The 21,633-nt window shown below is 67.1% G+C and carries 19 protein-coding genes and 6 tRNA genes; 17 read left to right on the top strand and 8 right to left on the bottom strand.

Translation table 11 applies throughout. The features are described from left to right. Positions 1-4 precede the first annotated feature (4 nt). Together AC07PA_RS14090 and AC07PA_RS14085 are read right to left on the bottom strand one after the other, a co-directional pair. Complete coding sequence (locus AC07PA_RS14090; RefSeq protein WP_494608237.1) at positions 5-658, bottom strand: retropepsin-like aspartic protease family protein; 654 nt, start codon at positions 656-658, stop codon at positions 5-7. Between the two features lie 12 nt (positions 659-670). Further along, positions 671-1,156, bottom strand: coding sequence for a YajQ family cyclic di-GMP-binding protein (locus AC07PA_RS14085; protein ID WP_494608236.1), 486 nt, complete (start codon positions 1,154-1,156; stop codon positions 671-673). A gap of 77 nt (positions 1,157-1,233) precedes the next feature. Between AC07PA_RS14085 and murB the strand changes: the two genes are divergently transcribed. Further along, on the top strand, positions 1,234-2,307 hold the full coding sequence (gene murB, locus AC07PA_RS14080) for a UDP-N-acetylmuramate dehydrogenase (protein WP_007857412.1): 1,074 nt from the start codon (positions 1,234-1,236) through the stop codon (positions 2,305-2,307). 66 nt (positions 2,308-2,373) lie between these two features. Here murB and argG read toward each other — a convergent pair whose 3' ends face one another. The 4 genes from argG to AC07PA_RS14060 form a co-directional block, all read right to left on the bottom strand. Then, the gene (argG, locus tag AC07PA_RS14075; RefSeq protein ID WP_007857411.1) at positions 2,374-3,714 is read right to left on the bottom strand and encodes an argininosuccinate synthase; all 1,341 of its coding nucleotides are present in this window, start codon (positions 3,712-3,714) and stop codon (positions 2,374-2,376) included. Positions 3,715-3,737: 23 nt separating this feature from the next. Next, positions 3,738-4,055: a pyrimidine/purine nucleoside phosphorylase gene (gene ppnP / locus AC07PA_RS14070; protein WP_007857410.1), complete on the bottom strand. Its 318-nt coding sequence runs from the start codon at positions 4,053-4,055 to the stop codon at positions 3,738-3,740. 199 nt (positions 4,056-4,254) lie between these two features. Beyond that, positions 4,255-4,881 (bottom strand): glycine zipper 2TM domain-containing protein, encoded by a 627-nt coding sequence (locus AC07PA_RS14065; protein ID WP_007857409.1) that lies wholly within the window; start codon positions 4,879-4,881, stop codon positions 4,255-4,257. A gap of 146 nt (positions 4,882-5,027) precedes the next feature. After that, entirely contained in the window at positions 5,028-5,417 is a 390-nt protein-coding gene (locus AC07PA_RS14060; RefSeq protein WP_494608235.1) for an arsenate reductase, read from the bottom strand. Positions 5,418-5,474: 57 nt separating this feature from the next. Between AC07PA_RS14060 and folC the strand changes: the two genes are divergently transcribed. From folC to paoC, 16 genes are all read left to right on the top strand, one after another. After that, positions 5,475-6,803, top strand: a complete 1,329-nt coding sequence (folC, locus tag AC07PA_RS14055) for a bifunctional tetrahydrofolate synthase/dihydrofolate synthase (protein ID WP_494608234.1) — start codon at positions 5,475-5,477, stop codon at positions 6,801-6,803. A 24-nt stretch (positions 6,804-6,827) separates the two neighbouring features. After that, positions 6,828-7,742: an SPOR domain-containing protein gene (locus tag AC07PA_RS14050; RefSeq protein ID WP_494608232.1), complete on the top strand. Its 915-nt coding sequence runs from the start codon at positions 6,828-6,830 to the stop codon at positions 7,740-7,742. Between the two features lie 28 nt (positions 7,743-7,770). Beyond that, on the top strand, positions 7,771-8,259 hold the full coding sequence (locus AC07PA_RS14045) for a CvpA family protein (protein ID WP_007857404.1): 489 nt from the start codon (positions 7,771-7,773) through the stop codon (positions 8,257-8,259). 72 nt (positions 8,260-8,331) lie between these two features. Continuing rightward, a complete protein-coding gene (gene purF, locus AC07PA_RS14040; protein WP_007857403.1) occupies positions 8,332-9,837 on the top strand; it encodes an amidophosphoribosyltransferase in 1,506 nt (501 codons plus the stop codon). A 196-nt stretch (positions 9,838-10,033) separates the two neighbouring features. Further along, positions 10,034-11,458 carry a glutamate--tRNA ligase gene (gene gltX / locus AC07PA_RS14035; protein WP_494608230.1) on the top strand — a complete coding sequence of 475 codons (1,425 nt, stop codon included), beginning with the start codon at positions 10,034-10,036 and terminating at the stop codon, positions 11,456-11,458. 100 nt (positions 11,459-11,558) lie between these two features. Next, a tRNA-Ala gene (locus tag AC07PA_RS14030) sits at positions 11,559-11,634 on the top strand. Between the two features lie 35 nt (positions 11,635-11,669). Continuing rightward, a tRNA-Glu gene (locus AC07PA_RS14025) sits at positions 11,670-11,745 on the top strand. 58 nt (positions 11,746-11,803) lie between these two features. Next, positions 11,804-11,880 (top strand) — tRNA-Asp (locus AC07PA_RS14020). Positions 11,881-11,926: 46 nt separating this feature from the next. Then, positions 11,927-12,002: transfer RNA gene (locus tag AC07PA_RS14015), tRNA-Ala, on the top strand. Positions 12,003-12,037: 35 nt separating this feature from the next. Beyond that, positions 12,038-12,113: transfer RNA gene (locus tag AC07PA_RS14010), tRNA-Glu, on the top strand. A gap of 51 nt (positions 12,114-12,164) precedes the next feature. Then, a tRNA-Asp gene (locus AC07PA_RS14005) sits at positions 12,165-12,241 on the top strand. A 404-nt stretch (positions 12,242-12,645) separates the two neighbouring features. Further along, a complete protein-coding gene (locus AC07PA_RS14000; protein WP_007851709.1) occupies positions 12,646-13,281 on the top strand; it encodes a YbhB/YbcL family Raf kinase inhibitor-like protein in 636 nt (211 codons plus the stop codon). Positions 13,282-13,310: 29 nt separating this feature from the next. After that, entirely contained in the window at positions 13,311-14,165 is an 855-nt protein-coding gene (locus AC07PA_RS13995) for a helix-turn-helix transcriptional regulator (RefSeq protein ID WP_145698919.1), read from the top strand. Between the two features lie 141 nt (positions 14,166-14,306). Next, the gene (gene paoA, locus AC07PA_RS13990) at positions 14,307-14,969 is read left to right on the top strand and encodes an aldehyde dehydrogenase iron-sulfur subunit PaoA (protein WP_007851713.1); all 663 of its coding nucleotides are present in this window, start codon (positions 14,307-14,309) and stop codon (positions 14,967-14,969) included. Then, positions 14,966-15,916, top strand: coding sequence for an FAD binding domain-containing protein (locus AC07PA_RS13985; protein ID WP_007851715.1), 951 nt, complete (start codon positions 14,966-14,968; stop codon positions 15,914-15,916). Before paoA ends, AC07PA_RS13985 begins: the two co-directional genes overlap by 4 nt. A 3-nt stretch (positions 15,917-15,919) precedes the next feature. Then, positions 15,920-18,127 (top strand): aldehyde oxidoreductase molybdenum-binding subunit PaoC, encoded by a 2,208-nt coding sequence (gene paoC, locus AC07PA_RS13980; RefSeq protein WP_494608226.1) that lies wholly within the window; start codon positions 15,920-15,922, stop codon positions 18,125-18,127. A 3-nt stretch (positions 18,128-18,130) separates the two neighbouring features. Here paoC and AC07PA_RS13975 read toward each other — a convergent pair whose 3' ends face one another. Beyond that, positions 18,131-20,722, bottom strand: a complete 2,592-nt coding sequence (locus AC07PA_RS13975) for a [protein-PII] uridylyltransferase (protein ID WP_494608224.1) — start codon at positions 20,720-20,722, stop codon at positions 18,131-18,133. A gap of 81 nt (positions 20,723-20,803) precedes the next feature. After that, positions 20,804-21,619, bottom strand: a complete 816-nt coding sequence (gene map / locus AC07PA_RS13970; protein ID WP_007859993.1) for a type I methionyl aminopeptidase — start codon at positions 21,617-21,619, stop codon at positions 20,804-20,806. Positions 21,620-21,633 lie beyond the last annotated feature (14 nt).

Below are 21,633 nucleotides of genomic sequence, written 5' to 3'. Positions count from 1 at the left end.
GCGCTCAATGGCGCTTTTCCAGCACCATCTGGTCGTTGTTGCGTGTCATCTGGAACTGGGTCAGAAAGCTGTTGCCCAGCAGCACGAAGGGCATGCCCTCGGGCATGATGACCGCCATCACGCCCAGCACTTCCACGTCACCCAGGCGCACCGAGTTCAGGCGCACACGCCAGCCGACGGCAGAGCCATTGGCCGTGCTCATGACCACCTTCTGGCTGTCGTCGACCTTGATGCCCATGCGGTCTGCATCGGGTTTGCCGATGGCGACCACGGACGCACCGGTGTCCACCATGTACTTCATCTGCTTGCCGTTGATGGTGCCGGTGTTGACGAAGTGGCCCTGGTTGTCGGCGATGAGGACGATGCGCTTGCCGCTGCCGCTGGAACCCAGCGCCACGGGGGATTCGCCGAGCCGCAACAGGCGCCGGGTGCCCTGGACTTCCACGGTGGCTTCGTCGCGCGTGACGGACAGCACCTTCACGCCCTGGTGCGTCTCTCCGGGGCCGACGGCACGTGGCTCCCCGCCATCGACCACCAGCAAGGCCTTGCTCCCCAGCATGCCGGCCAGCGCGATGGACTGACCGGATGGCTGTGCCGCCAGCGGCCATGCCAGGCCGGCGGCGAGTGCGAAGGAGAGGGCGGAACGCAGAGGGCGCATGGTGAGAACGCGTCAGTCGCGGAAGTTGTCGAACGACAGCGGCACGTCGGTCACCTCCTTGCGGATCAGCGCCATGGCCGCCTGCAGGTCGTCGCGCTTGGCGCCGGTGATGCGCACCTTGTCCTCCTGGATGGCGGCCTGCACCTTGAGCTTGCTTTCCTTCATGAGCTTCTGGATCTTCTTGGCCAGCTCGCTCTCGATGCCGTTGCGCACCTTGATGACCTGCTTGACCTTGTCGCCACCCATCTTCTGCACGTCGCCCATGTCCAGGAAGCGCACGTCCACATTGCGCTTGGTCAGCTTGTTGCGCAGCACGTCCTCGATCTGGGTCAGTTGGAAGTCGGCGTCGCCGATCAGCGTGATCTCCTTGTCCTTGATCTCGATGCTGGCGGAAGTGCCCTTGAAATCGAAGCGGGTACCGATCTCCTTGGCGGTGTTTTCTACGCCGTTCTTCACTTCGACCAGGTTGGCTTCGCAGACGGTATCAAAAGATGGCATGGTGGTGGCTCTCAATCTATCTCGGGAATACGGGGTTCGCCCCAACGCACGCAAGCGTGGGTGCGACAATCGGGCCAATGGTAGTCGAGAAAAACGTCCCTTTGCAGCCCTGCAATACCTTCGGCATTGCGGCGCGCGCCCAGACACTGGTGCGCGTGCACTCCGCCGATGATATTTCGGCCTTCCTGGCCGATAAAGAACTGTCTGGCAGCCCGGCCTTCGTGCTGGGCGGCGGCAGCAACATCATCCTGACGGGCGACGTGCGCCCCGTGGTGCTCAAGATGGAGATCAAGGGCCTGCGCCTGGTTGAGGAAACACCCAAGGCCTTCATCGTCGAGGCCGGTGCCGGCGAGGTCTGGCACGACTGCGTGGCCTGGACGCTGGAGCAGGGCTACCCAGGCCTGGAAAACCTGGCCCTGATCCCCGGCACCGTGGGGGCATCGCCTGTGCAGAACATCGGCGCCTATGGCGTGGAGCTGCAGGACCGCTTTGAATCCCTGGATGCCATCGACCTGGCCACGGGCGAGCGTTTCACGCTCGACGCGGCGCAGTGCGCCTTTGGCTACCGCGATTCGGTGTTCAAGCACGCCCCTGCGCAGCCCGAGGTGCCTGGCGGCCTGCCGCGCGGCATGGGGCTGGCCGGGCGCGCGGTGATCACCCATGTGCGCTTTCGCCTGCCACGCCCCTGGAAGCCGGTGCTGGGCTACCTGGAGCTGGAGCGCCGCAGGGCCGAGGCCGGCATCGAGAACCCCACGGCCCGGCAGATGTTCGACTGGGTGTGCGACATCCGCCGCGCCAAGCTGCCCGACCCGGCCGTGGTGGGCAATGCCGGCAGCTTCTTCAAGAACCCCACGGTCTCGCCCGAGCAGTGCGCCGACATCATCGCGCGCGAGCCCAAGATCGTGCACTACCCCATGGCCGACGGCAGCATCAAGCTGGCCGCCGGCTGGCTCATCGACGCCTGCGGCTGGAAGGGCAAGTCGATCGGCAAGGCGGGAGTCTATGAGAAGCAGGCCCTGGTGCTCGTCAACCGCGGGCGCGGCGAGCAGAGCGTGACCGGAGGCGAGGTGATGACCCTGGCCAAGGCCATCCAGACCAGCGTGTACGAGCGCTTCGGCATCCGGCTGGAGCCCGAGCCGGTCGTCGTGTAGCGCCACGAAGTAAAAAAAGCCACCCGAGGGTGGCTTTTTTCATGGGGGCGAAGCGAACGCTGCTGTTTACCCGCCGCGCTCGTCGTTGAGCTGTGCCAGTGCGGCATTGCCACCCAGGGACAGCAGGCCGGCGCGCGAGTACACGCCAAGCTTGGCGCGCGTGTCGATGATGTCCAGGTTGCGCATGGTCAACTGGCCGATGCGGTCCGCTGGCGAGAACGGCGCGTCTTCCACCTTTTCCATGCTCAGGCGCTCGGGCGCGTAGGTCAGGTTGGGGGATTCGGTGTTCAGCAGCGAGTAATCGTTGCCGCGGCGCAGTTCCAGCGTGACCGTGCCGGTGATGGCGCGGGCCACCCAGCGCTGGGCGGTTTCGCGCAGCATGATGGCCTGGGGGTCGAACCAGCGGCCCTGGTAGAGCAGGCGGCCGAGCTTGAGGCCGTTCATGCGGTACTGCTCGATCGTGTCTTCGTTGTGGATGCCGGTCACCAGGCGTTCGTAGGCGATGTGCAGCAGCGCCAGGCCCGGGGCTTCGTAGATGCCGCGGCTCTTGGCCTCGATGATGCGGTTCTCGATCTGGTCGCTCATGCCCAGGCCATGGCGGCCACCGATGCGGTTGGCTTCCAGGATCAGGGCCACGGGGTCGCTGAACTCGACGCCGTTCAGGGCCACGGGCTGGCCTTCCTCGTAGCGCACCGAGACTTCCTCGGCCTTGACCTGCACGTCGTCCTTCCAGAACGCGACGCCCATGATGGGATTCACGATGCGGATGCCGCTGTTCAGGAATTCGAGGTCCTTGGCTTCGTGCGTGGCACCCAGCATGTTGCTGTCGGTGCTGTAGGCCTTCTCGGCGCTCATCTTGTAGCCGAAACCTTCCTTGGTCATGAAGGCCGACATCTCGGCGCGACCGCCTAGCTCGTCGATGAACAGCTGGTCCAGCCAGGGCTTGTAGATCTTGAGCGAAGGGTTGGTCAACAGGCCGTAGCGGTAGAAGCGCTCGATGTCGTTGCCCTTGAAGGTCGAACCATCGCCCCAGATATGGACGTCGTCTTCCTTCATGGCGGCCACCAGCATGGTGCCGGTGACGGCACGGCCCAGCGGCGTGGTGTTGAAGTAGGTGATGCCGGCGGTGCTGATATGGAAGGCGCCGGCCTGCAGGGCGGCAATGCCTTCGTGCGCCAGCTGCGTGCGGCAATCGACCAGGCGCGCCTTCTCGGCGCCGTATTCCATGGCCTTGGCCGGAATGGCGTCGTAGTCGGGCTCGTCGGGCTGGCCCAGGTTGGCCGTGTAGGCGTAGGGCACGGCGCCCTTGTTCTTCATCCAGCGCAGTGCGGCGCTGGTGTCGAGGCCGCCGGAGAAGGCGATGCCGACCTTCTGGTCGATGGGCAGGTTCTGGAGGATGGTGGCCATGACGGTCAGGACTTTCTCAGGGCTCAGCCGAAGTGGCAGATGTAGTGGTAGGCGCTGGCGACGCGGATCTCGAACTTGGAGTTGCCTGGCACGCTGAACTTCTCGCCCGCGCCGGACTTGACCCAGGCATCGGTGCCGTCGAGCTTGTACTCGCACTCGCCGCCCACGCATTCCATGATCTCGGGCGCGCCGGTGTTGAAGGTCAGCGACGCGGGCAGCACCACGCCCACCGACTTCTTCGTGCCATCGGGGAAGGTGATGTTGTGGCTCACGCACTTGCCGTCAAAGTACACATTGGCCTGGGTGGTGACGGACACGCCGTCGATTTTTTCGGTGGTCATGGATGCGCGTTGGTTAGAGGGAAACCCCTGATTTTAGGCCACCGTGCCGCATTGCCGCTTTCGATCCGGCGCAAGGCAAAAAAAAGAGCCCCGAAGGGCTCTTTGAAGACTGGCGCAAGGGGAGGGCAACCGTCAACGGCAATGGTCACTGGGCCGGCGGCGTGCTCATGCCGCCGGCTGCCCGGGCTGCCCACCCGAATCAGCGCCAGTAGGGATTGCGGGGGTGGTGGTAGGAGCGGTCGTAGCCGTACTCGATCACCGTGACCGGGGGTGTCACGTAGGTGGGGGGCGGTGCCGGGTAGGTCGAGGTGACCACGCCCGGCTGTGCATAGCCCTGCTGGTACGAGGGCTCCGTGGAGTAGGTCTGGCCTGGCTGCACGCTCACGGGGATCCAGCGGCCCGGGTCGTACTGGGTGCGCGTGGTGTACTGGCGGCCTGCGTACTCGTAGGTCACGTTGTAGCCCACGGTGCGGTTCTCGTAGTAGGTCTGGTTGTGGCAGCGCTGCACGTTTTCGTACTGCGGCTGGCCATTGCCTTCGATGTTGTTGCCCAGCACGGCGCCACCGATCAGGCCCAGCGCCGTGGCGGCAGCGCGGCCGCTGCCCTTGCCGATCTGGTTGCCCACGGCCCCGCCGGCGATGGCACCGATCACTGCGCCGCCGCCGGTAGTGCGGTTGCCGCTGTACACGGTTTCGTTGTTGCACACCTGCTGGGGCACGGCCACCTGCTGCACGATGGGGGTGGACGAGAGCACGCGGCCCTGTTCCTGGGCTGCGGCCATGGAGGCGATGGCGGCCATGGCGGAAAAAACGACGATCTTTTTCATGGAGAAACTCCTTTCAGGTCGGTACATAACGCACCAGACTGTCGAAAAGTTTAGGCGCTACCCGTCAATACCGGGTGGGCAGGCCGTAAAACTGCGTAAAGATTTGTGCAATATCTCCGGTTTCAGTGCACTGCATCCGGGCGATTTCAGCGGTTGGAGCCCGCCTGGCGCCATTCGTTCCAGGTTTCAGGCGCAAAACCGACCGAAATGCGGGTCGTGCCGCCCTGGCTCCACTCCACCACGGGGCGCTTGACCACGCTGGGCTGGGCCTGCAGCAGGGCGCTGGCGCTGGCATCGTCCTGCACGGCGGCCTGGGTGTCTGCGTCGAGCTTGCGCCAGGTGGTGCCCTGGCGGTTCACGAGCCTGTCGCGCCCCACGGCGGAAAGCCAGCCGGGCAGGCGGTCGGCCGGAACGCCCTGTTTCTTGAAATCGTGGAAGCGGTATTCCAGGCCCTGGTCGGTGAACCAGGTGCGGGCCTTTTTCACGGTGTCGCAGTTGGGAATGCCGTAGAGGGTGATGGTGTGCTGGCTTGTCATGGGTAATTGGGGCTGAAGATGTGCGCGACCGTGGGCTGGGCGACAATCGCGGGCTGTATGCACACCAATAATATCGACACCCTGGAAGGCTGGCTGCAGCACTGCGAGCAACTGCACCCGCACAACATCGACATGGGCCTGGACCGGGTCAGCGAAGTGGCCCGCCGCATGGCGCTGCGCTTCGATTGCCCGGTGATCACCGTGGCGGGCACCAATGGCAAGGGTTCCACCTGCGCCATGCTGGAGGCGGTGGGCCTGCAGTCGGGCTACCGCACGGGGGTGTACACCTCGCCCCACCTGGTGCATTTCGAGGAGCGCTGCCGCGTGCACGGCGAGATCGTGGCCGCCGCCGACCTGGTGCCGCACTTCGCGGCCGTCGAGGCCGCCCGCGTGCAGGGCGGCGAGGCCATCTCGCTGACCTATTTCGAGTTCAGCACCCTGGCCATCCTGCGCCTCATGAGCCAGTCGCGACTGGACCTGGCCATCCTGGAGGTGGGCCTGGGCGGCCGGCTCGACGCCACCAACATCATCGACGCCGACTGCGCCATCATCACCAGCATCGACATCGACCACACCGAATTCCTGGGCAAGGACCGCGAAAGCATCGGCCGCGAGAAGGCAGGCATCATGCGCGCCGGCCGTCCGGCGATCGTGAGCGACCCCATGGCCCCGCAGAGCGTTGTAGACCATGCGGCGGCCATCGGCGCCGACCTGTGGCGCTCGGGCCGGGATTTCAATGTCTCGGGCGACAAGCAGCAGTGGAGCTGGGCCGGACGCGGCCGGCGCTACGCGGGCCTGGCCTACCCCTCGCTGCGCGGCGCCAACCAGCTGGTGAATGCCGCGGGCGTGCTGGCGGCCTTCGAGGCGCTGCGCGAGCGCATCCCCGTGACGGCCCAGGCCGTGCGCACCGGCATGGCCATGGTGGAGCTGCCCGGGCGCTTTCAGATCGTGCCGGGCGAGCCCACGCTGGTGCTGGACGTGGCACACAACCCGCATTCGGTGGCAGCCCTCACGGCCAACCTGGATGCGATGGGCTTTTTCCCCACCACGCATGCGGTGTTCGGTGCCATGGCCGACAAGGACCTGGCCACCATGCTGGCCAAGGTGGGCCCGCTGGTAGACCGCTGGTACTTCACCAGCCTGCCCACGGCCCGGGCCGAGACGGGCGCGGCGCTGCAGCAGAAATGGAATGCCCTGCAGATGGTGGCCGGCGGGCGCCGCGAGGTGGCCACCAGCGTGCACCAAGACCCCATGCAGGCACTGCAGGCCGCCGTGGCGGCGGCAGACCCCGCTGATAGAATCGTGGTCTTTGGCTCGTTCTACACGGTGGGCGGGGTATTGATCAACGGCACCCCCCGCCTGCACGCCAAACATCTGGGCGCGTAAGCACCCCGCACGAGTCGCAACTCCATGGCATTTTTCAAGTTTCGGTGGCCCGGTCAGAGTGAACCCGCACCGGCCGACAAGCCGGCCAAGCGCTCGCGCGCAGCGCCCCCGGCCGAAAGCATCGAAGCGATGCGCCGGCGCGCGCGCCACCGCCTGATCGGCGCGGCCGTGCTGGTGGCTCTGGGCGTGGTGGGCTTTCCACTGCTGTTCGACACCCAGCCGCGCCCTATCGCGGTGGACATTCCCATCGAGATCCCTGATCGCAACAAGACCGCGCCCGTGGTCGTGCCCGCCCCCGCGCCTGCCGCAGCACAGGCGCCATCGCCTGCTCCGGCTCCGGCCTCTGCCGCCGTGGCACGCCAGGCGGCGCCAGCGGCCGCTCCTGCCGCGCCGTCCGGCAGCCGCTCCGCGCCGACAGGCCAGGGCAACGCCGGCAATGGACTGAGCGAGGGCGAAGAGATCATCTCCAGCCCCAGGCCCGCACCCGCACTGGTGCCCAAGCCGCCCGCGGTGGCGGCCGCACCCAAGCCGGAGCACAAGCCCGAACCGAAGCCCGAGCCCCGGCCGGCCGTGGTGGCCGCCACGCCCGCGCCCGCACCGGCGGCGCCGGCGCGTGCCAACGACGAAGCTGCCCGCGCCCGCGCACTGCTGGAAGGCCGCACCGCGGCGCCGGCCGTTGCAGCAGCCGCCGCCTCGGCCAGTGCCGAGGATGCCCGTTTCATCGTCCAGGTGGGGGCGTTCGCCGATGCCGACAAGGCCCGCGAGGCGCGCACCAAGGTGGAGCGCTCTGGCCTCAAGACCTTCGTGCAGGTGGTGGATACCAAGGATGGCAAGCGCACCCGGGTGCGCGTGGGGCCCTTCAACAACCGGGCCGATGCGGACAAGGCGGCCGGCAAGATCCGTTCGCTGGAGCTGTCGGCGTCGGTGCTGACGCTCTGATGTGATGCCAGAGCAGGCTGCGCCGGTGATGGCGGCGCTGGACTGGGTTTTCGTGGCCGTGCTGCTGGCCTCCATGCTCATGGGGGCCTGGCGCGGCTTGGTGTACGAGGTGCTGTCCCTGGTGGGATGGGTGGCGGCGTTTTTTGTGGCGCAGTGGCTGGCCGACGATGTGGCGGCGCTGCTGCCCATGGGGGAGTCGGCCAGCGGTCTGCGCTATGCGGCGGGTTTTGCCCTGGTGTTCATCGCTGCGGTGTTCGCGTGCGGCTTCCTGGCCTGGGTGGCCAAGAAGCTGGTGGAGTCCATCGGCCTGCGCCCGGCAGACCGCACGCTGGGTGCGGTCTTCGGCGTGCTTCGGGGCATGGTGCTGCTGCTGGCCGTGGCTGTGGTGGCCGGGCTCACGCCGCTGCACGAGGCCGCCTGGTGGCAGGAGTCGCGGGGGGCGCCGGTATTGGCCCAGGTGCTCGAAGGGTTGAAACCGGCACTTCCGGAAGAATTTACGAGGCACTTGCCTTCGTGAGGCGGCAACGGCCAGAAGCTGTTGTCGTGGGTTTGCAGCGGGGATGTTCCCGCAAACGGATGGAAACGAACTATGTGTGGAATCGTCGGCGTCGTCAGTACCGCGCCCGTCAATCAGTTGATCTATGACGCCTTGCTGCTGCTGCAGCACCGGGGCCAGGATGCCGCCGGCATCGTGACCCAGCAGGGCCGCAAGTTCTTCATGCACAAGGCCAAGGGCATGGTGCGCGACGTGTTTCGCACGCGCAACATGCGGGCCCTGCCCGGCAATGTGGGCCTGGGCCAGGTGCGCTACCCCACGGCCGGCAACGCCTACAGCGAGGAAGAGGCCCAGCCCTTCTACGTGAACGCGCCTTTCGGCCTGGTGCTGGTGCACAACGGCAACCTGACCAACGCCCAGACGCTGCGCACGGAGCTGTTCCAGACCGACCACCGCCACACCAACACCGAGAGCGACTCGGAAGTGCTGCTCAACGTGTTCGCGCACGAGCTCGAGCGCGCCACTGCCGGCGTGCCGCTGCGCCCTGAAGACGTGTTCACCGCCGTGCGTGCCGTGAACAAGCGCATCAAGGGCTCCTACGCCGTGATCGCCATGATCGCCGGCCACGGGCTGCTGGCCTTCCGCGACCCGCATGGCATCCGCCCCCTGGCCATTGGCCGCAGTGCCGACGGCAACGTCATGGTGGGCAGCGAATCCGTGGCGCTGGAGGGCACCTCGCATGTGTTCGAGCGCAATATCGAACCCGGCGAGGCCGTGTTCATCACGCTCGACGGCACCGTGCATTCGGCCCAGTGCGCCGAGAACCCGCAGCTCAACCCCTGCATCTTCGAGTTCGTGTACCTGGCACGCCCCGATTCGGTGCTCGACGGCATCTCGGTCTACCAGGCGCGCCTGAACCTGGGCGAGGCCCTGGCCAAGCGCGTGGTCTCCACCGTGCCGCCCAACGAGATCGACGTGATCATCCCCATCCCCGAGTCGAGCCGTCCCAGCGCCACGCAGCTGGCGCACCTGCTGGGCGTTCCGTACCGCGAAGGCTTCGTGAAGAACCGCTACGTGGGCCGCACCTTCATCATGCCGGGCCAGGGCGTGCGCAAGAAGTCCGTGCGCCAGAAGCTCAACGTCATCGCCAGCGAGTTCAAGGGCCGCAACGTGCTGCTGGTGGACGACTCCATCGTGCGCGGCACGACCTCGCGCGAGATCGTGCAGATGGCGCGCGATGCCGGCGCCCGCAACGTCTACCTGGCCAGCGCCGCACCACCGGTGCGCTACCCCAACGTCTACGGCATCGACATGCCCACCAGTAGCGAGCTGGTGGCCCATGGCCGCACGGTGGAAGAGATCCGCCAGGTCATCGGCTGCGATGCGCTGATCTACCAGGACGTGGATGGCATGAAGCGCGCCATTGGCTCGCTCAACAAGGCCATCGTCGGCTTTGACGCATCGTGCTTCGACGGCACCTACGTCACGGGCGACATCACCGCCGAGGACATCGCACGCCTGAACGAAGGCCGCGTGGGCGTGGAAGAGAACGAAGAGGACACCTCTCGCCTGGCCCTGCCCAACGCCCAGGACGCGTGAAAGACGCCCCCTCGGGGGCTGCCGCCTTCTTCATCGAGAAGCCTTTCGCGGGCGCGCCGATCATCCGGGGCGCCCGTGCCGTTTCAGCTGCCGGGACACCCGGCCAGGGCGCGGCACTTATCATTACCGGCATCGACCGCCGCCTTCGCACCTGCCCGGACCGCAGCAGGGCAGGGTGGCCCACCCAGCAAGACCTATGACCGACCAGAACAACACCCCCGCCACCGGCCGCGTGCGCACGCGCTTCGCGCCCTCGCCCACCGGCTTCATCCACCTGGGCAACATCCGCTCGGCCCTGTACCCCTGGGCCTTTGCGCGCGCCATGGGCGGCGACTTCATCCTGCGCATCGAAGACACGGATGTGGAGCGTTCCAGCCAGGTCGCGGTGGACGTGATCCTGGAAAGCATGGAATGGCTGAGCATGCAGCCCGATGAGGGCCCGTTCTACCAGATGCAGCGCATGGACCGCTACCGCGCCGTGCTCGAGGACCTCAAGGCCACCGGCCTGGTCTACCCCTGCTACATGGGCATTGCCGAACTCGACGCCCTGCGCGAAAAGCAGATGGCCGCCAAGGAAAAGCCGCGCTACGACGGCACCTGGCGCCCCGAGCCCGGCAAGACCCTGCCGGCCATCCCCGACGGTGTGCAGCCCGTGCTGCGCTTCAAGAACCCGCAGGGCGGCGTGGTCGCCTGGGACGACAAGGTCAAGGGCCGCATCGAGATCAGCAACGATGAGCTCGACGACCTGGTGATAGCGCGCCCCGACGGCACGCCCACCTACAACTTCTGCGTGGTGGTGGACGACCTCGACATGGCCATCACCCATGTGATCCGCGGCGACGACCACGTGAACAACACGCCGCGCCAGATCAACATCTTCCGCGCGCTGGGCAAGGAGCCGCCGGTGTACGCCCACCTGCCCACCGTGCTCAATGAGCAAGGCGAGAAGATGAGCAAGCGCAACGGCGCCAAGCCCGTGACGCAGTACCGTGACGAGGGCTACCTGCCCGATGCCATGGTCAACTACCTGGCCCGCCTGGGCTGGAGCCATGGCGACGACGAGATCTTCAGCCGCGCGCAGTTCCTCGAATGGTTCAACCTCGATCACCTGGGCCGCAGCGCCGCGCAGTTCGACGAAGCCAAGCTGCGCTGGGTGAATGCCCAGCACCTGAAGGCCATGGACGACGACGCTCTGGCCGCTCTGGTGTCGACCCAGCTGCAAAAGCGCGGCGTGTCTGCCGCCGATCTGGCCGACGGCCGCCTGCCGCGCATCTGCGCGCTGTTCAAGGACCGCTGCGACACCACCGTGGCGCTGGCCGACTGGGCCCAGGTGTTTTATGGCGACGTGACTCCCAATGAAGCGGAACTCGCCCAGCATGTGACCGAGGCCATCCGGCCGGCCATCGCCGCGCTCGCAGAAGTGCTGGCCACCTGCGAATGGAACAAGGCCGCGATCAGCGCTGCCTTCAAGCAGGTGCTGGCTGCGCATGGCCTGAAGATGCCGCAACTGGCCATGCCGGTGCGCGTTCTGACCGTGGGCACGGCCCATACGCCATCGGTCGATGCGGTGCTGGAATTGATCGGACGCGAAAAAATTGGCGTTCGTTTGCAAAACCGCTAAAAACCTGTCTATAATTTGAGTCTCTGATGAAGACGACATACACAGTGTGAATGACGTCGACAAGGAGCGGTTTGGGAAGGTATTTCCAGTCGCATCAAGTGGGGGTATAGCTCAGCTGGGAGAGCGCTTGCATGGCATGCAAGAGGTCATCGGTTCGATCCCGTTTACCTCCACCACTTCCATCAGAACGGTTCGCAAGTTCCAAGGTTTTGACCCTATCGTCTAGAGGCCTAGGACATCACCCTTTCACGGTGAGTACCGGGGTTCGAATCCCCGTAGGGTCGCCAAGTTGTAGCGCTTGGCTTGTGAGGTGGCAACACCGCTGCAAGCGAAAGCTGCCTGCCAGGAGTGGTAGTTCAGTTGGTTAGAATACCGGCCTGTCACGCCGGGGGTCGCGGGTTCGAGTCCCGTCCACTCCGCCAGTTTATTGCCGTCGTGTGTCATCTGTGTGATGCGCGAGGGCCCCGTGGGGGTATAGCTCAGCTGGGAGAGCGCTTGCATGGCATGCAAGAGGTCATCGGTTCGATCCCGTTTACCTCCACCACGGTTTTTTTGTCAGTCGGTTAGTTCCAAGGTTTTGACCCTATCGTCTAGAGGCCTAGGACATCACCCTTTCACGGTGAGTACCGGGGTTCGAATCCCCGTAGGGTCGCCAAGTTGTAGCGCTTGGCCTGTGTTGAAGAATGCAGGCGAAAGCTATCTACCAGGAGTGGTAGTTCAGTTGGTTAGAATACCGGCCTGTCACGCCGGGGGTCGCGGGTTCGAGTCCCGTCCACTCCGCCATTATGAAAGCCGATGCAAATTTCTGATTTGCATCGGCTTTTTCATTGGCGATTTTGATTTATGGGCGTTCTCGGGTGCAAATGCACCGGGCAAATGTCTCGGAAGGTGGTGATGGCGCGGCTGCTTTTGCACTACCTTGGTCTTGCAGCGCGGTGCATCATCCGCATCGCTCCGTGCCTGCATTGACCTTGCCCGCGGACGGGCTCCTCGACCGCGACTTGGCTGTGCCAAGGGCAAGGGGAACCCTGCGAAGAAGCACCTGATGCCATCATGTTGACTGGATTGGTCGAGAGTTTGAGCGGATGAGGTGCATGCGCTGCGCCATGTGTCCCTAGAATTTCGGTGCGTCCCGGTACCTGTCGGCCACCGGATTCTTCACTGCCCATCCAAGGATGAGACCTTCCATGCAACTCACCAGCCACAGCTTCAAAGACGGCCAGGCCATTCCCGGCGAATTTGCCTTTGCCGTCCCCGATGCCGCATCGCATGTCGCGCTGTCGGCCAACCGCAATCCGCACCTCGCGTGGAGCGGCGCGCCGCAGGGCACGCAATCGTTCGTTGTGGTCTGCCACGACCCCGACGTGCCCAGCCGGGGCGATGATGTGAACCAGGAGGGCCGCGAAGTGCCCGCCACGCTGCCGCGCGTGGACTTCTTCCACTGGCTGCTGCTCGACATTCCGGCCGGCACCACGCAGATCGAGGCGGGCGCGCAGTCGGATGCCGTCACGGCCCGCGGCAAGAGCGGCCCGGCAGCACCCGGCGGCCTGCGCCATGGCATCAACGACTACACCGGCTGGTTCGCGGGCGACGAGCAGATGAAGGGCGACTACTACGGCTACGACGGCCCCTGCCCCCCATGGAACGACACGCTGGTGCACCACTACGTCTTCACGGTGTATGCCCTGGCCACGCCGACCCTGGCCGTCACCGGGCCGCTGACCGGTGCGAACTTGCAGGCGGCCCTGGCTGCGGCCCCGGTGCTGGCCCAGGCCCGCCTGACCGGTCTCTACAGCCTCAATCCTGCGGTACCTGCCGTTTGAGTGCCGCGGGGTCACGGCTGCCGGCCGCCATGCCAGGGGAGGGCGCCGGCAGGGACGCGGGCTGGTGGTTGCCGGCTGGCGCACCCGTGCTGCGGCGTGGGCTGTGCAGTCTGGCCCAGCCCTGCCTGAAGCAGCCGCAGTGCACGCCGCGTTTCCTGTTCCACGAGGCGACCCTGGTGCTGGTGGCGTCAGGCCGGCTGCAACTGGACGATGGCAGTGGTGGCCCGGCGGTGGTGGCGGATTCGCCGGCCTCGCTGCTGCTCGTCGGGCCCAACACCTGCGCAGAACTGGTGAAGACACCGGGCGGTGACGCGCAGCGTTTTCGCTCCGTGCTGCTCACGCTGTCGGCCGACCTGCTGGAAGCCTTCCACCGCGCCCGGCCACCGGGCGTGGCGGAGGTCGCTGCTGTTGCCGCACCTTGGCGGCAGATGCCGTTGGACGATGACCTCGCCGAGACCCTGCGGCAGGTGCTGGACAGCGCTGGCGCGGCGGGCCTGAGCGACGAGCGCCTGCGTTACCGCCTGATGGACCTGCTGGCTGCCTTCGCGGAGCGGGGCCATCTTTTCAGGGCGGCCCCGCAGCAGGGCACCGCTTGGCGTTTGCGCACACTGATCGGCGAAGCGCCCGAACGCCACTGGACGGCGCAGGAGGCCGGGCGCGCGTTGGCGATGAGCGAAGCCACCCTGCGGCGGCGTCTCGCCCGCGAGCAGGTGCGCTTCGACGCGCTGCTGGTCGACATCCGCATGCACCATGCCCTGATGCTGGTGCAGACCACCTCCTGGAGCATCCCGCGCATCGCGCAGGCCTGTGGCTACCAGTCCCGCGCGCGCTTTGCCGAGCGCTTTCGTGCGCGCTTCGGCTACCTGCCCTCGGCCGTCCGCTAGGCGCGTCTCCGGTCCTGTATTTCCTGTGCCCTGGCCGCCGGGCGGCGGGCAGTCGTCCTACACCGATTCAGGACGCAGCCGCCATGGCAGCGCGTGCGCAAGCGCCCACCATGGGCCGACCCGCCCCCACAGGACCCAAAAATGCAACAAGCGACTGCGCTGCCGATATCCCGGCGCGACCTGTTGATCGCCAGCGCTGCCACCGGCGCGGCCACGGCGACCCTGCCCGCCGACGCCCAGACCACGGCGGCCCCCCAGCCGCCCGGCGTCGTCTTCCCGATTCCCATGGCCAAGGTCGCGTTCATCGTGAACAGCCAGCCGCGCGAGCTGGAGGTGGACACCCGCACCACGCTGCTCGACGCGCTGCGTGAGCACCTGCAGCTCACCGGCACCAAGAAGGGCTGCGACCATGGCCAGTGCGGCGCCTGCACGGTGATGGTGGACGGCCGGCGCATCAATGCCTGCCTCACGCTGGCCGTGATGCACGAGGGCGCACAGGTCACCACCGTGGAGGGCCTTGGCACGCCACGCAACCTGCACCCCCTGCAGGCGGCCTTCGTGAAGCACGACGGCTACCAGTGCGGCTACTGCACGCCAGGGCAGATCTGCTCGGCCGTGGGCGTGCTCGACGAGATCCGCCGCGGCATTCCCAGCCATGTGAGCGCCGACCTCACGGCACGCCCGCTGCTGTCGGCCGACGAACTGCGCGAGCGCATGAGCGGTAACATCTGCCGTTGCGGCGCCTACTCGAACATCGTGGATGCCATCACGGAAGTGGCTGGCATGGCGGGAGGCAAGGCATGAAGCCCTTTACCTACGAACGGGCGCAATCGCCCGCCGAGGCCGCCGCCGCCGTGGAGCGGGTGCCCGGCGCCAAGTTCATCGCGGGTGGCACCAACCTGCTGGACCTGATGAAGCTGCAGATCGAGAACCCCGTGCACCTGGTGGACGTAAACGCATTGCAGCTCGACCGCGTGGAGCCCGCGCTGGACGGCGGCCTGCGCATCGGTGCCCTGGTGCGCAACACCGACCTGGCGGCGCACGAGCGTGTGCGCCGCGACTATGCCGTGCTGTCGCGCGCCCTGCTGGCGGGCGCCTCGGGCCAGCTGCGCAACAAGGCCACCACGGCCGGCAACCTGCTGCAGCGCACGCGCTGCCCGTATTTCTACGACACCCACATGCCCTGCAACAAGCGCCAGCCGGGCAGCGGCTGCAGCGCCATCGGCGGGGTCACGCGCCAGCATGCGGTGGTGGGCACCAGCCCGGCCTGCATCGCCACGCACCCGAGCGACATGGCGGTGGCCCTGCGAGTGCTCGACGCCAGGGTGGAGACCGTGCGCGGCGATGGCCGCACGCGGGTGATCCCGATCGCCGACTTCCACCGCCTGCCCGGCACCACGCCGCAGGTGGAGACCGTGCTGGCCCCGGGAGAGCTCATCACTTCCGTGACGTTGCCCCGGCCGGTGGGCGGCACGCATATCTACCGCAAGGTGCGCGACCGTGCCTCGTACGCGTTTGCGCTGGTCTCGGTGGCGGCCATCGTGCAGCGCAATGGCACGGGCCGCATCGCCCTGGGTGGTGTGGCCCCCAAGCCCTGGCGGATGGAGGCGGCCGAGGCCGAGCTGCCCAGCGGGGCCAGGGCCACCATGGCCAGGTTGCTGGCCGGCGCCCAGCCGGGGCACGACAACGCCTTCAAGCTCGCACTGGCCGAGCGCACCCTGGCTGCCGTGCTGGCGCAGGCGAGGAGCTGACGCATGAAATTCGACACCCCCGCCACCACCAACCCCATCGACCAGCTGCGCTTCATCGGCAAGGCCACCGACCGCATCGACGGGCCGATGAAGACCAGCGGCACGGCGCCCTATGCCTACGAACGCCACGACGCCGTTGCCCGCCCCGCCTATGGCGTGGTGGTGGGTGCCGCGATTGCCAAGGGCCGCATCGAATCCATGGACCTGCGTGCCGCGCAGGGCTCGCCCGGTGTGATCACCATCGTGACCGCCAAGACGGCGGGCACCCTGGGCCAGGGCAAATTCAACACCGCGAAACTGCTCGCCGGACCCGAGGTGCAGCACTACCACCAGGCCATCGCCCTGGTCGTGGCCCATACCTTCGAGCAGGCGCGCGCGGCGGCGCAATTGGTCAAGGTGCAGTACACCCGCATGCCGGGCCAGTTCGATCTGGCCGCCGCGCGGCCTTCGGCGCACAAGCCGCCCGAGCAGGATGGCTCGCCTGCCGACACCCGCAAGGGCGGCTTCGAGAAGGCCTTCGATGCCGCGCCCGTGCAGCACGATGCCACCTACACCACGCCCGACCAGTCGCACGCCATGATGGAGCCGCATGCCACCACGGCGGCGTGGACCGGCGACAAGCTCACCGTGTGGAGCTCCAACCAGATGGTCGACTGGAGCGTGGGCGACCTGGCCAAGACCCTGGGCATCCCCAAGGACAACGTGCGCCTTGTTTCGCCCTTCGTGGGCGGGGGCTTCGGGGGCAAGCTGTTCATCCGCGCCGACGTGCTGCTGGCCGCCCTGGGCGCCAGGGCGGCGCGCCAGCCCGTGAAGGTGGCGCTGCAGCGGCCGTTGATCGCCAACAATACCACGCACCGGCCCGCGACCATCCAGCGCATCCGCATCGGCGCGGCCAAGAACGGCAAGATCGGCGCCATCGCGCACGAGAGCTGGTCGGGTGACCTGCCCGAGGGCAAGCCCGAGACGGCCGTGAACCAGACGCGCCTGCTCTATGCCGGGGCCCACCGGCTCACGGCCACACGCCTGGCCGTGCTCGACCTGCCCGAGGGCAATGCCATGCGCGCGCCCGGCGAAGCGCCCGGCATGATGGCGCTGGAGATCGCCATGGACGAGATGGCCTACAAGCTGGGCATCGACCCCGTGGAGCTGCGCGTGATCAACGACACCCAGGTGGACCCCGAAAAGCCCGAGCGCCCGTTTTCGCAACGCCAGCTCGTCGAATGCCTGCGCACCGGCGCCGCGCGCTTTGGCTGGGGCCAGCGCAAAGTCGAGCCCGCTCAGGTGCGCGATGGCCGCTGGCTCGTGGGCATGGGCGTGGCGGCGGCCTTTCGCAACAACCTGGCGATGAAATCCGGCGCGCGCGTGCGGCTCGGCCAGCGCGGCGTGGTCACGGTGGAGACCGACATGACCGACATCGGCACGGGCTCCTACACCATCATCGCGCAGACGGCTGCCGAAATGCTGGGCGTGCCGATCAGCAAGGTGATGGTGCGCCTGGGTGACTCTGCGTTCCCGGTGTCTGCCGGCTCGGGCGGGCAGTGGGGCGGCAACTCGTCCACTGCAGGGGTGTATGCGGCCTGCGTGAAGCTGCGCGAAGCGATTGCGCAGAAGTTGGGCATGCCACCCGAGGCGGCCCAGTTCGCCGATGGCATGGTGCGCGCGGGCGAGCGCTCCGTGCCGCTGGCCGATGCGGCGGCCGACGGCGACATCGTGGCCGAGGACAGCATGGAATACGGCGACCTGCAGAAGAAGTTCCAGCAATCGACCTTCGGCGCGCACTTCGTGGAGGTGGGCGTGGACGTGGCCACCGGCGAGATCCGCGTACGCCGCATGCTGGCGGTGTGCGCCGCGGGCCGCATCCTCAACCCCAAGTCCGCACGCAGCCAGGTGATCGGCGCCATGACCATGGGCGTGGGCGCGGCACTGATGGAAGACCTGGCCGTGGACAAGCGCCAGGGCTTCTTCGTCAACCACGACCTGGCCAGCTACGAGGTGCCGGTGCATGCCGACATTCCGCACCAGGAGGTGATCTTCCTGGACGAGACCGACCCCACCTCGTCGCCCATGAAGGCCAAGGGCGTGGGCGAGCTTGGCCTGTGCGGCGTGGGCGCCGCCATTGCCAACGCCGTCTTCAATGCCACGGGGGCGCGGGTGCGCGATTACCCGATCACGTTGGACAAGCTGCTCGACAAGTTGCCTGCGGTGGTCTGAGCGTCAGGCGCTCAATTCGCGCAGCAGCTCGGTTTCGATCTGGATCTGCCGCGCGTTGTTCTGCAGCTCGGGGCCCTGCACCAAAAAGGTGTCTTCCACCCGCTCGCCCAGCGTGCTGACCTTGGCCAGCTGCACGCTCAGGTGGTGCTGCGCCAGCACCCGCGCCACCAGGTAGAGCAGGCCGGCGCGGTCGCTGGCCGAAATCGCCAGCAACCAGCGCTGGGCCTTTTCGTCGGGGCGCAGCGTGACGCGCGGGGCGATGGGGAAGCTCTTGACCCGGCGCGAGACGCGCTTGCGCGTGGGCTCGGGCAAGGGGCCGCCTTCCTCGATCACATGCACCAGATCGCTCTCGACCATGTGCGTCAGCTCGCGGTAGTGGCCGGCCTGGTCGTCGGCCACGATCTGGAAGGTGTCGAGCGCATGCTGGTTGTTGGCCGTGTGCACGCGCGCATCCAGGATGCTGAAGCCCGCGCGGTCGAAGTAGCCGCAGATGCGTGCGAACAGGTCTTCCTGGTCGGGCGCGTAGACCATCACCTGCAGGCCATCGCCGGCCAGCGATTGGCGCGCGCGCACCACGGCGCGCGGCGCGCCCACGTGGCGCGACAGGTGGCGCGTGTGCCAGGCGATGTCGGCGGCCTCGTGGCGCATGAAATAGCTCACGTCCAGCGTGGCCCACAGGGCCTTGTGCGCCTCGAAGGGCAGGGCGCTCAGGGCCAGCAGCACCAGGGCCTCGCGCTTGCGTGCCTCGACCTCGGCCGCGGCATCGGGCGCGCGCCCGCCCAGGGCGCGCAGCGTGGCGCGGTAAAGGTCCTCGAGCAGCTTGCCTTTCCAGGCGTTCCACACCTTGGGGCTGGTGCCGCGGATGTCGGCCACCGTGAGCAGGTACAGCGCCGTGAGGTAGCGCTCGTTGCCCACGCGCTTGGCGAAGGCGGCGATCACGTCCGGGTCGCTCAGGTCTTCCTTTTGCGCGATGCGGCTCATGGCCAGGTGTTCGCTGACCAGGAACTCGACCAGCTGGCCGTCTTCGCGGTCCACCTTGTGCTGGCGGCAAAAGCGCCGCACTTCCATGGCGCCGATCTGCGAATGGTCGCCACCGCGGCCCTTGCCGATGTCGTGGAACAGCGCGGCCAGGTACAGCAGCCAGGGCTTGTCCCAGCCGCCGGCCAGTTGCGAGCAGAAGGGGTACTCGTGCGCATGCTCGGCCATGAAGAAGCGGCGCACGTTGCGCAGCACCATCAGGATGTGCTGGTCCACCGTGTAGACGTGGAACAGGTCGTGCTGCATCTGCCCCACGATGCCGCGAAACGCCCACAGGTAGCGCCCCAGCACCGAGGTCTGGTTCATGAGCCGCATGGCATGCGTGATGCCGGCCGGCTGCTGCAGGATGCGCATGAAGGCGGCGCGGTTCACCGGGTCGCTGCGAAAGGCCCCGTCCATCACGCCGCGCGCGTTGTACAGCGCGCGCAGGGTGCGCGCCGACAGGTCCTTGAGCCCCACCGTGGTCTGGTAGAGCAGAAAGGTCTCCAGGATGGCGTGCGGGTCCTTGAGGTACAGATCGTCGCTGGCCACCTCGATCAGGCCTGACTTCTCGAAGAAGCGCTCGTTGATGGGGCGCAGCTCGTGCGCCGAGGGGTTGAGCGCCTCCTCGATGTTGAGCAGCAGGATCTGGCTGAGCTGCGAGACCGCCTTGGCCGCCCAGTAGTAGCGGCGCATCATGGCCTCGCTGGCGCGCATGGGCAGGCGCGAGCCGTCGGGCGCCTGCGAGCGGTAGCCGAAGGACTCGGCCACGGAGGTCTGCAGGTCGAACACCAGCCGGTCCTCGTGCCGACCGGCCGCGGCGTGCAGGCGCGCGCGGATCAGGCACAGCACGGCCTCGTTGCGCTCGATCTGGCGCACCTCGAAGGCCGTGGCCATGCCGTTGGCGGCCAGTTCCTTCCAGGTGCTGCCCAGGCCGGCGGCACGCGCCACCCACAGGATCATCTGCAGGTCGCGCAGGCCGCCGGGCGACTCCTTGCAGTTGGGCTCCAGCGAGTAGGGCGTGTTCTCGTACTTGTTGTGGCGCTGGCGCATCTCCAGCGTCTTGGCCACCAGAAAGGCCTGCGGATCCATCTGCGCCCAGTACTGTTCCTGGAACTGCGCAAACAGCTCGGTGCTGCCGCAGACCTGGCGTGCTTCGAGCAGTGAGGTCTGCACCGTCACGTCGGCGGCCGATTCGGCCAGGCACTCGGCAATCGTGCGCACGCTGGAGCCTATCTCCAGCCCCGCGTCCCAGCAGCTGCCGATGAAGGCTTCGAGCTGCGCGCGCAGCACGCTGCAGCCATCGGCCGCGCGGTCGTCTGGCAGCAGCAGCAGCACGTCGACGTCGGAGTAGGGGAACAGCTGGTCGCGACCGAAGCCGCCCACTGCCACCAGGGCCAGGTCGGCCGGCAGCTCGGCACGGCGCCACAGCTCCTGCAGCAGGCTGCCCGCCAGGGTGGAGAGCTTGCGCAGCAGAACGCGGATACCGCGCGTGGAGGCACCCGTGGCCTGGATGGAGGCCATCAGCGCCGCCTTGTCGCGGCGGTAGGCGTCCCGCAGGGCGTGGACTTCAGTCATGGACGATAGGGGCGTTGCAGTCGATATGGCCATGCAGTGTTCCACGCAAGAGTCGTGCGCAGCGGGGTTCCCGCTGACTTTTTATGTCTTTGTGGCGGTCACAAAGGACGGCAGAGGCGGCGAACCGGCCGAGATCGTCATCACCTCGTAGCCTGTCTCGGTGACCAGCACCGTGTGCTCCCACTGGGCCGAGAGGCTGTGGTCCTTGGTCACGATGGTCCAGCCGTCGTTGCCGTGTTCCTTCACCTCGCGGCGGCCGGCGTTGATCATGGGTTCGATGGTGAACACCATGCCGGGCTTGAGCTCTTCGAGCGTACCGGGCTTGCCGTAGTGCAGTACCTGGGGCTCTTCGTGGAAGCGCTGGCCGATGCCATGGCCGCAGAACTCGCGCACGATGGAAAAACCCAGGCCTTCGGCAAACTTCTGGATCGCATGGCCGATGTCGCCCAGGTGCGCGCCCGGCTTGACCTGCACGATGCCATGCCACATGGCGTCGAAGGTCATGGCGCACAGGCGCTTGGCGGCGATGGAGGTCTCGCCGATCAGGTACATGCGGCTGTTGTCGCCGTACCAGCCTTCCTTGGTGATCACGGTGACGTCCACGTTCACGATGTCGCCCTTCTTGAGGGGCTTGTCGTTGGGGATGCCATGGCACACCACGTGGTTGACCGAGGTGCACAGCGACGCAGGGTAGGGCGGGTAGCCCGGCGGCTGGTAGCCCACCGTGGCCGATATCGTGCCCTGCTGGACCATGCATTCGGCGGCCAGCCGGTCGATCTCGTTGGTGGTGATGCCGGGCTTGATGTGGGGGGCGATGTAGTCCAGCACTTCAGACGCCAGGCGGCAGGCGACGCGCATGCCCTCGATGTCCTGTGCACTTTTGATGGTGATGCTCATGGGGGGATTATCCC

It is taken from the genome of Acidovorax sp. GW821-FHT09B03, assembly GCF_059418305.1.
This window is presented reverse-complemented; position numbering and strand designations above follow the sequence as displayed.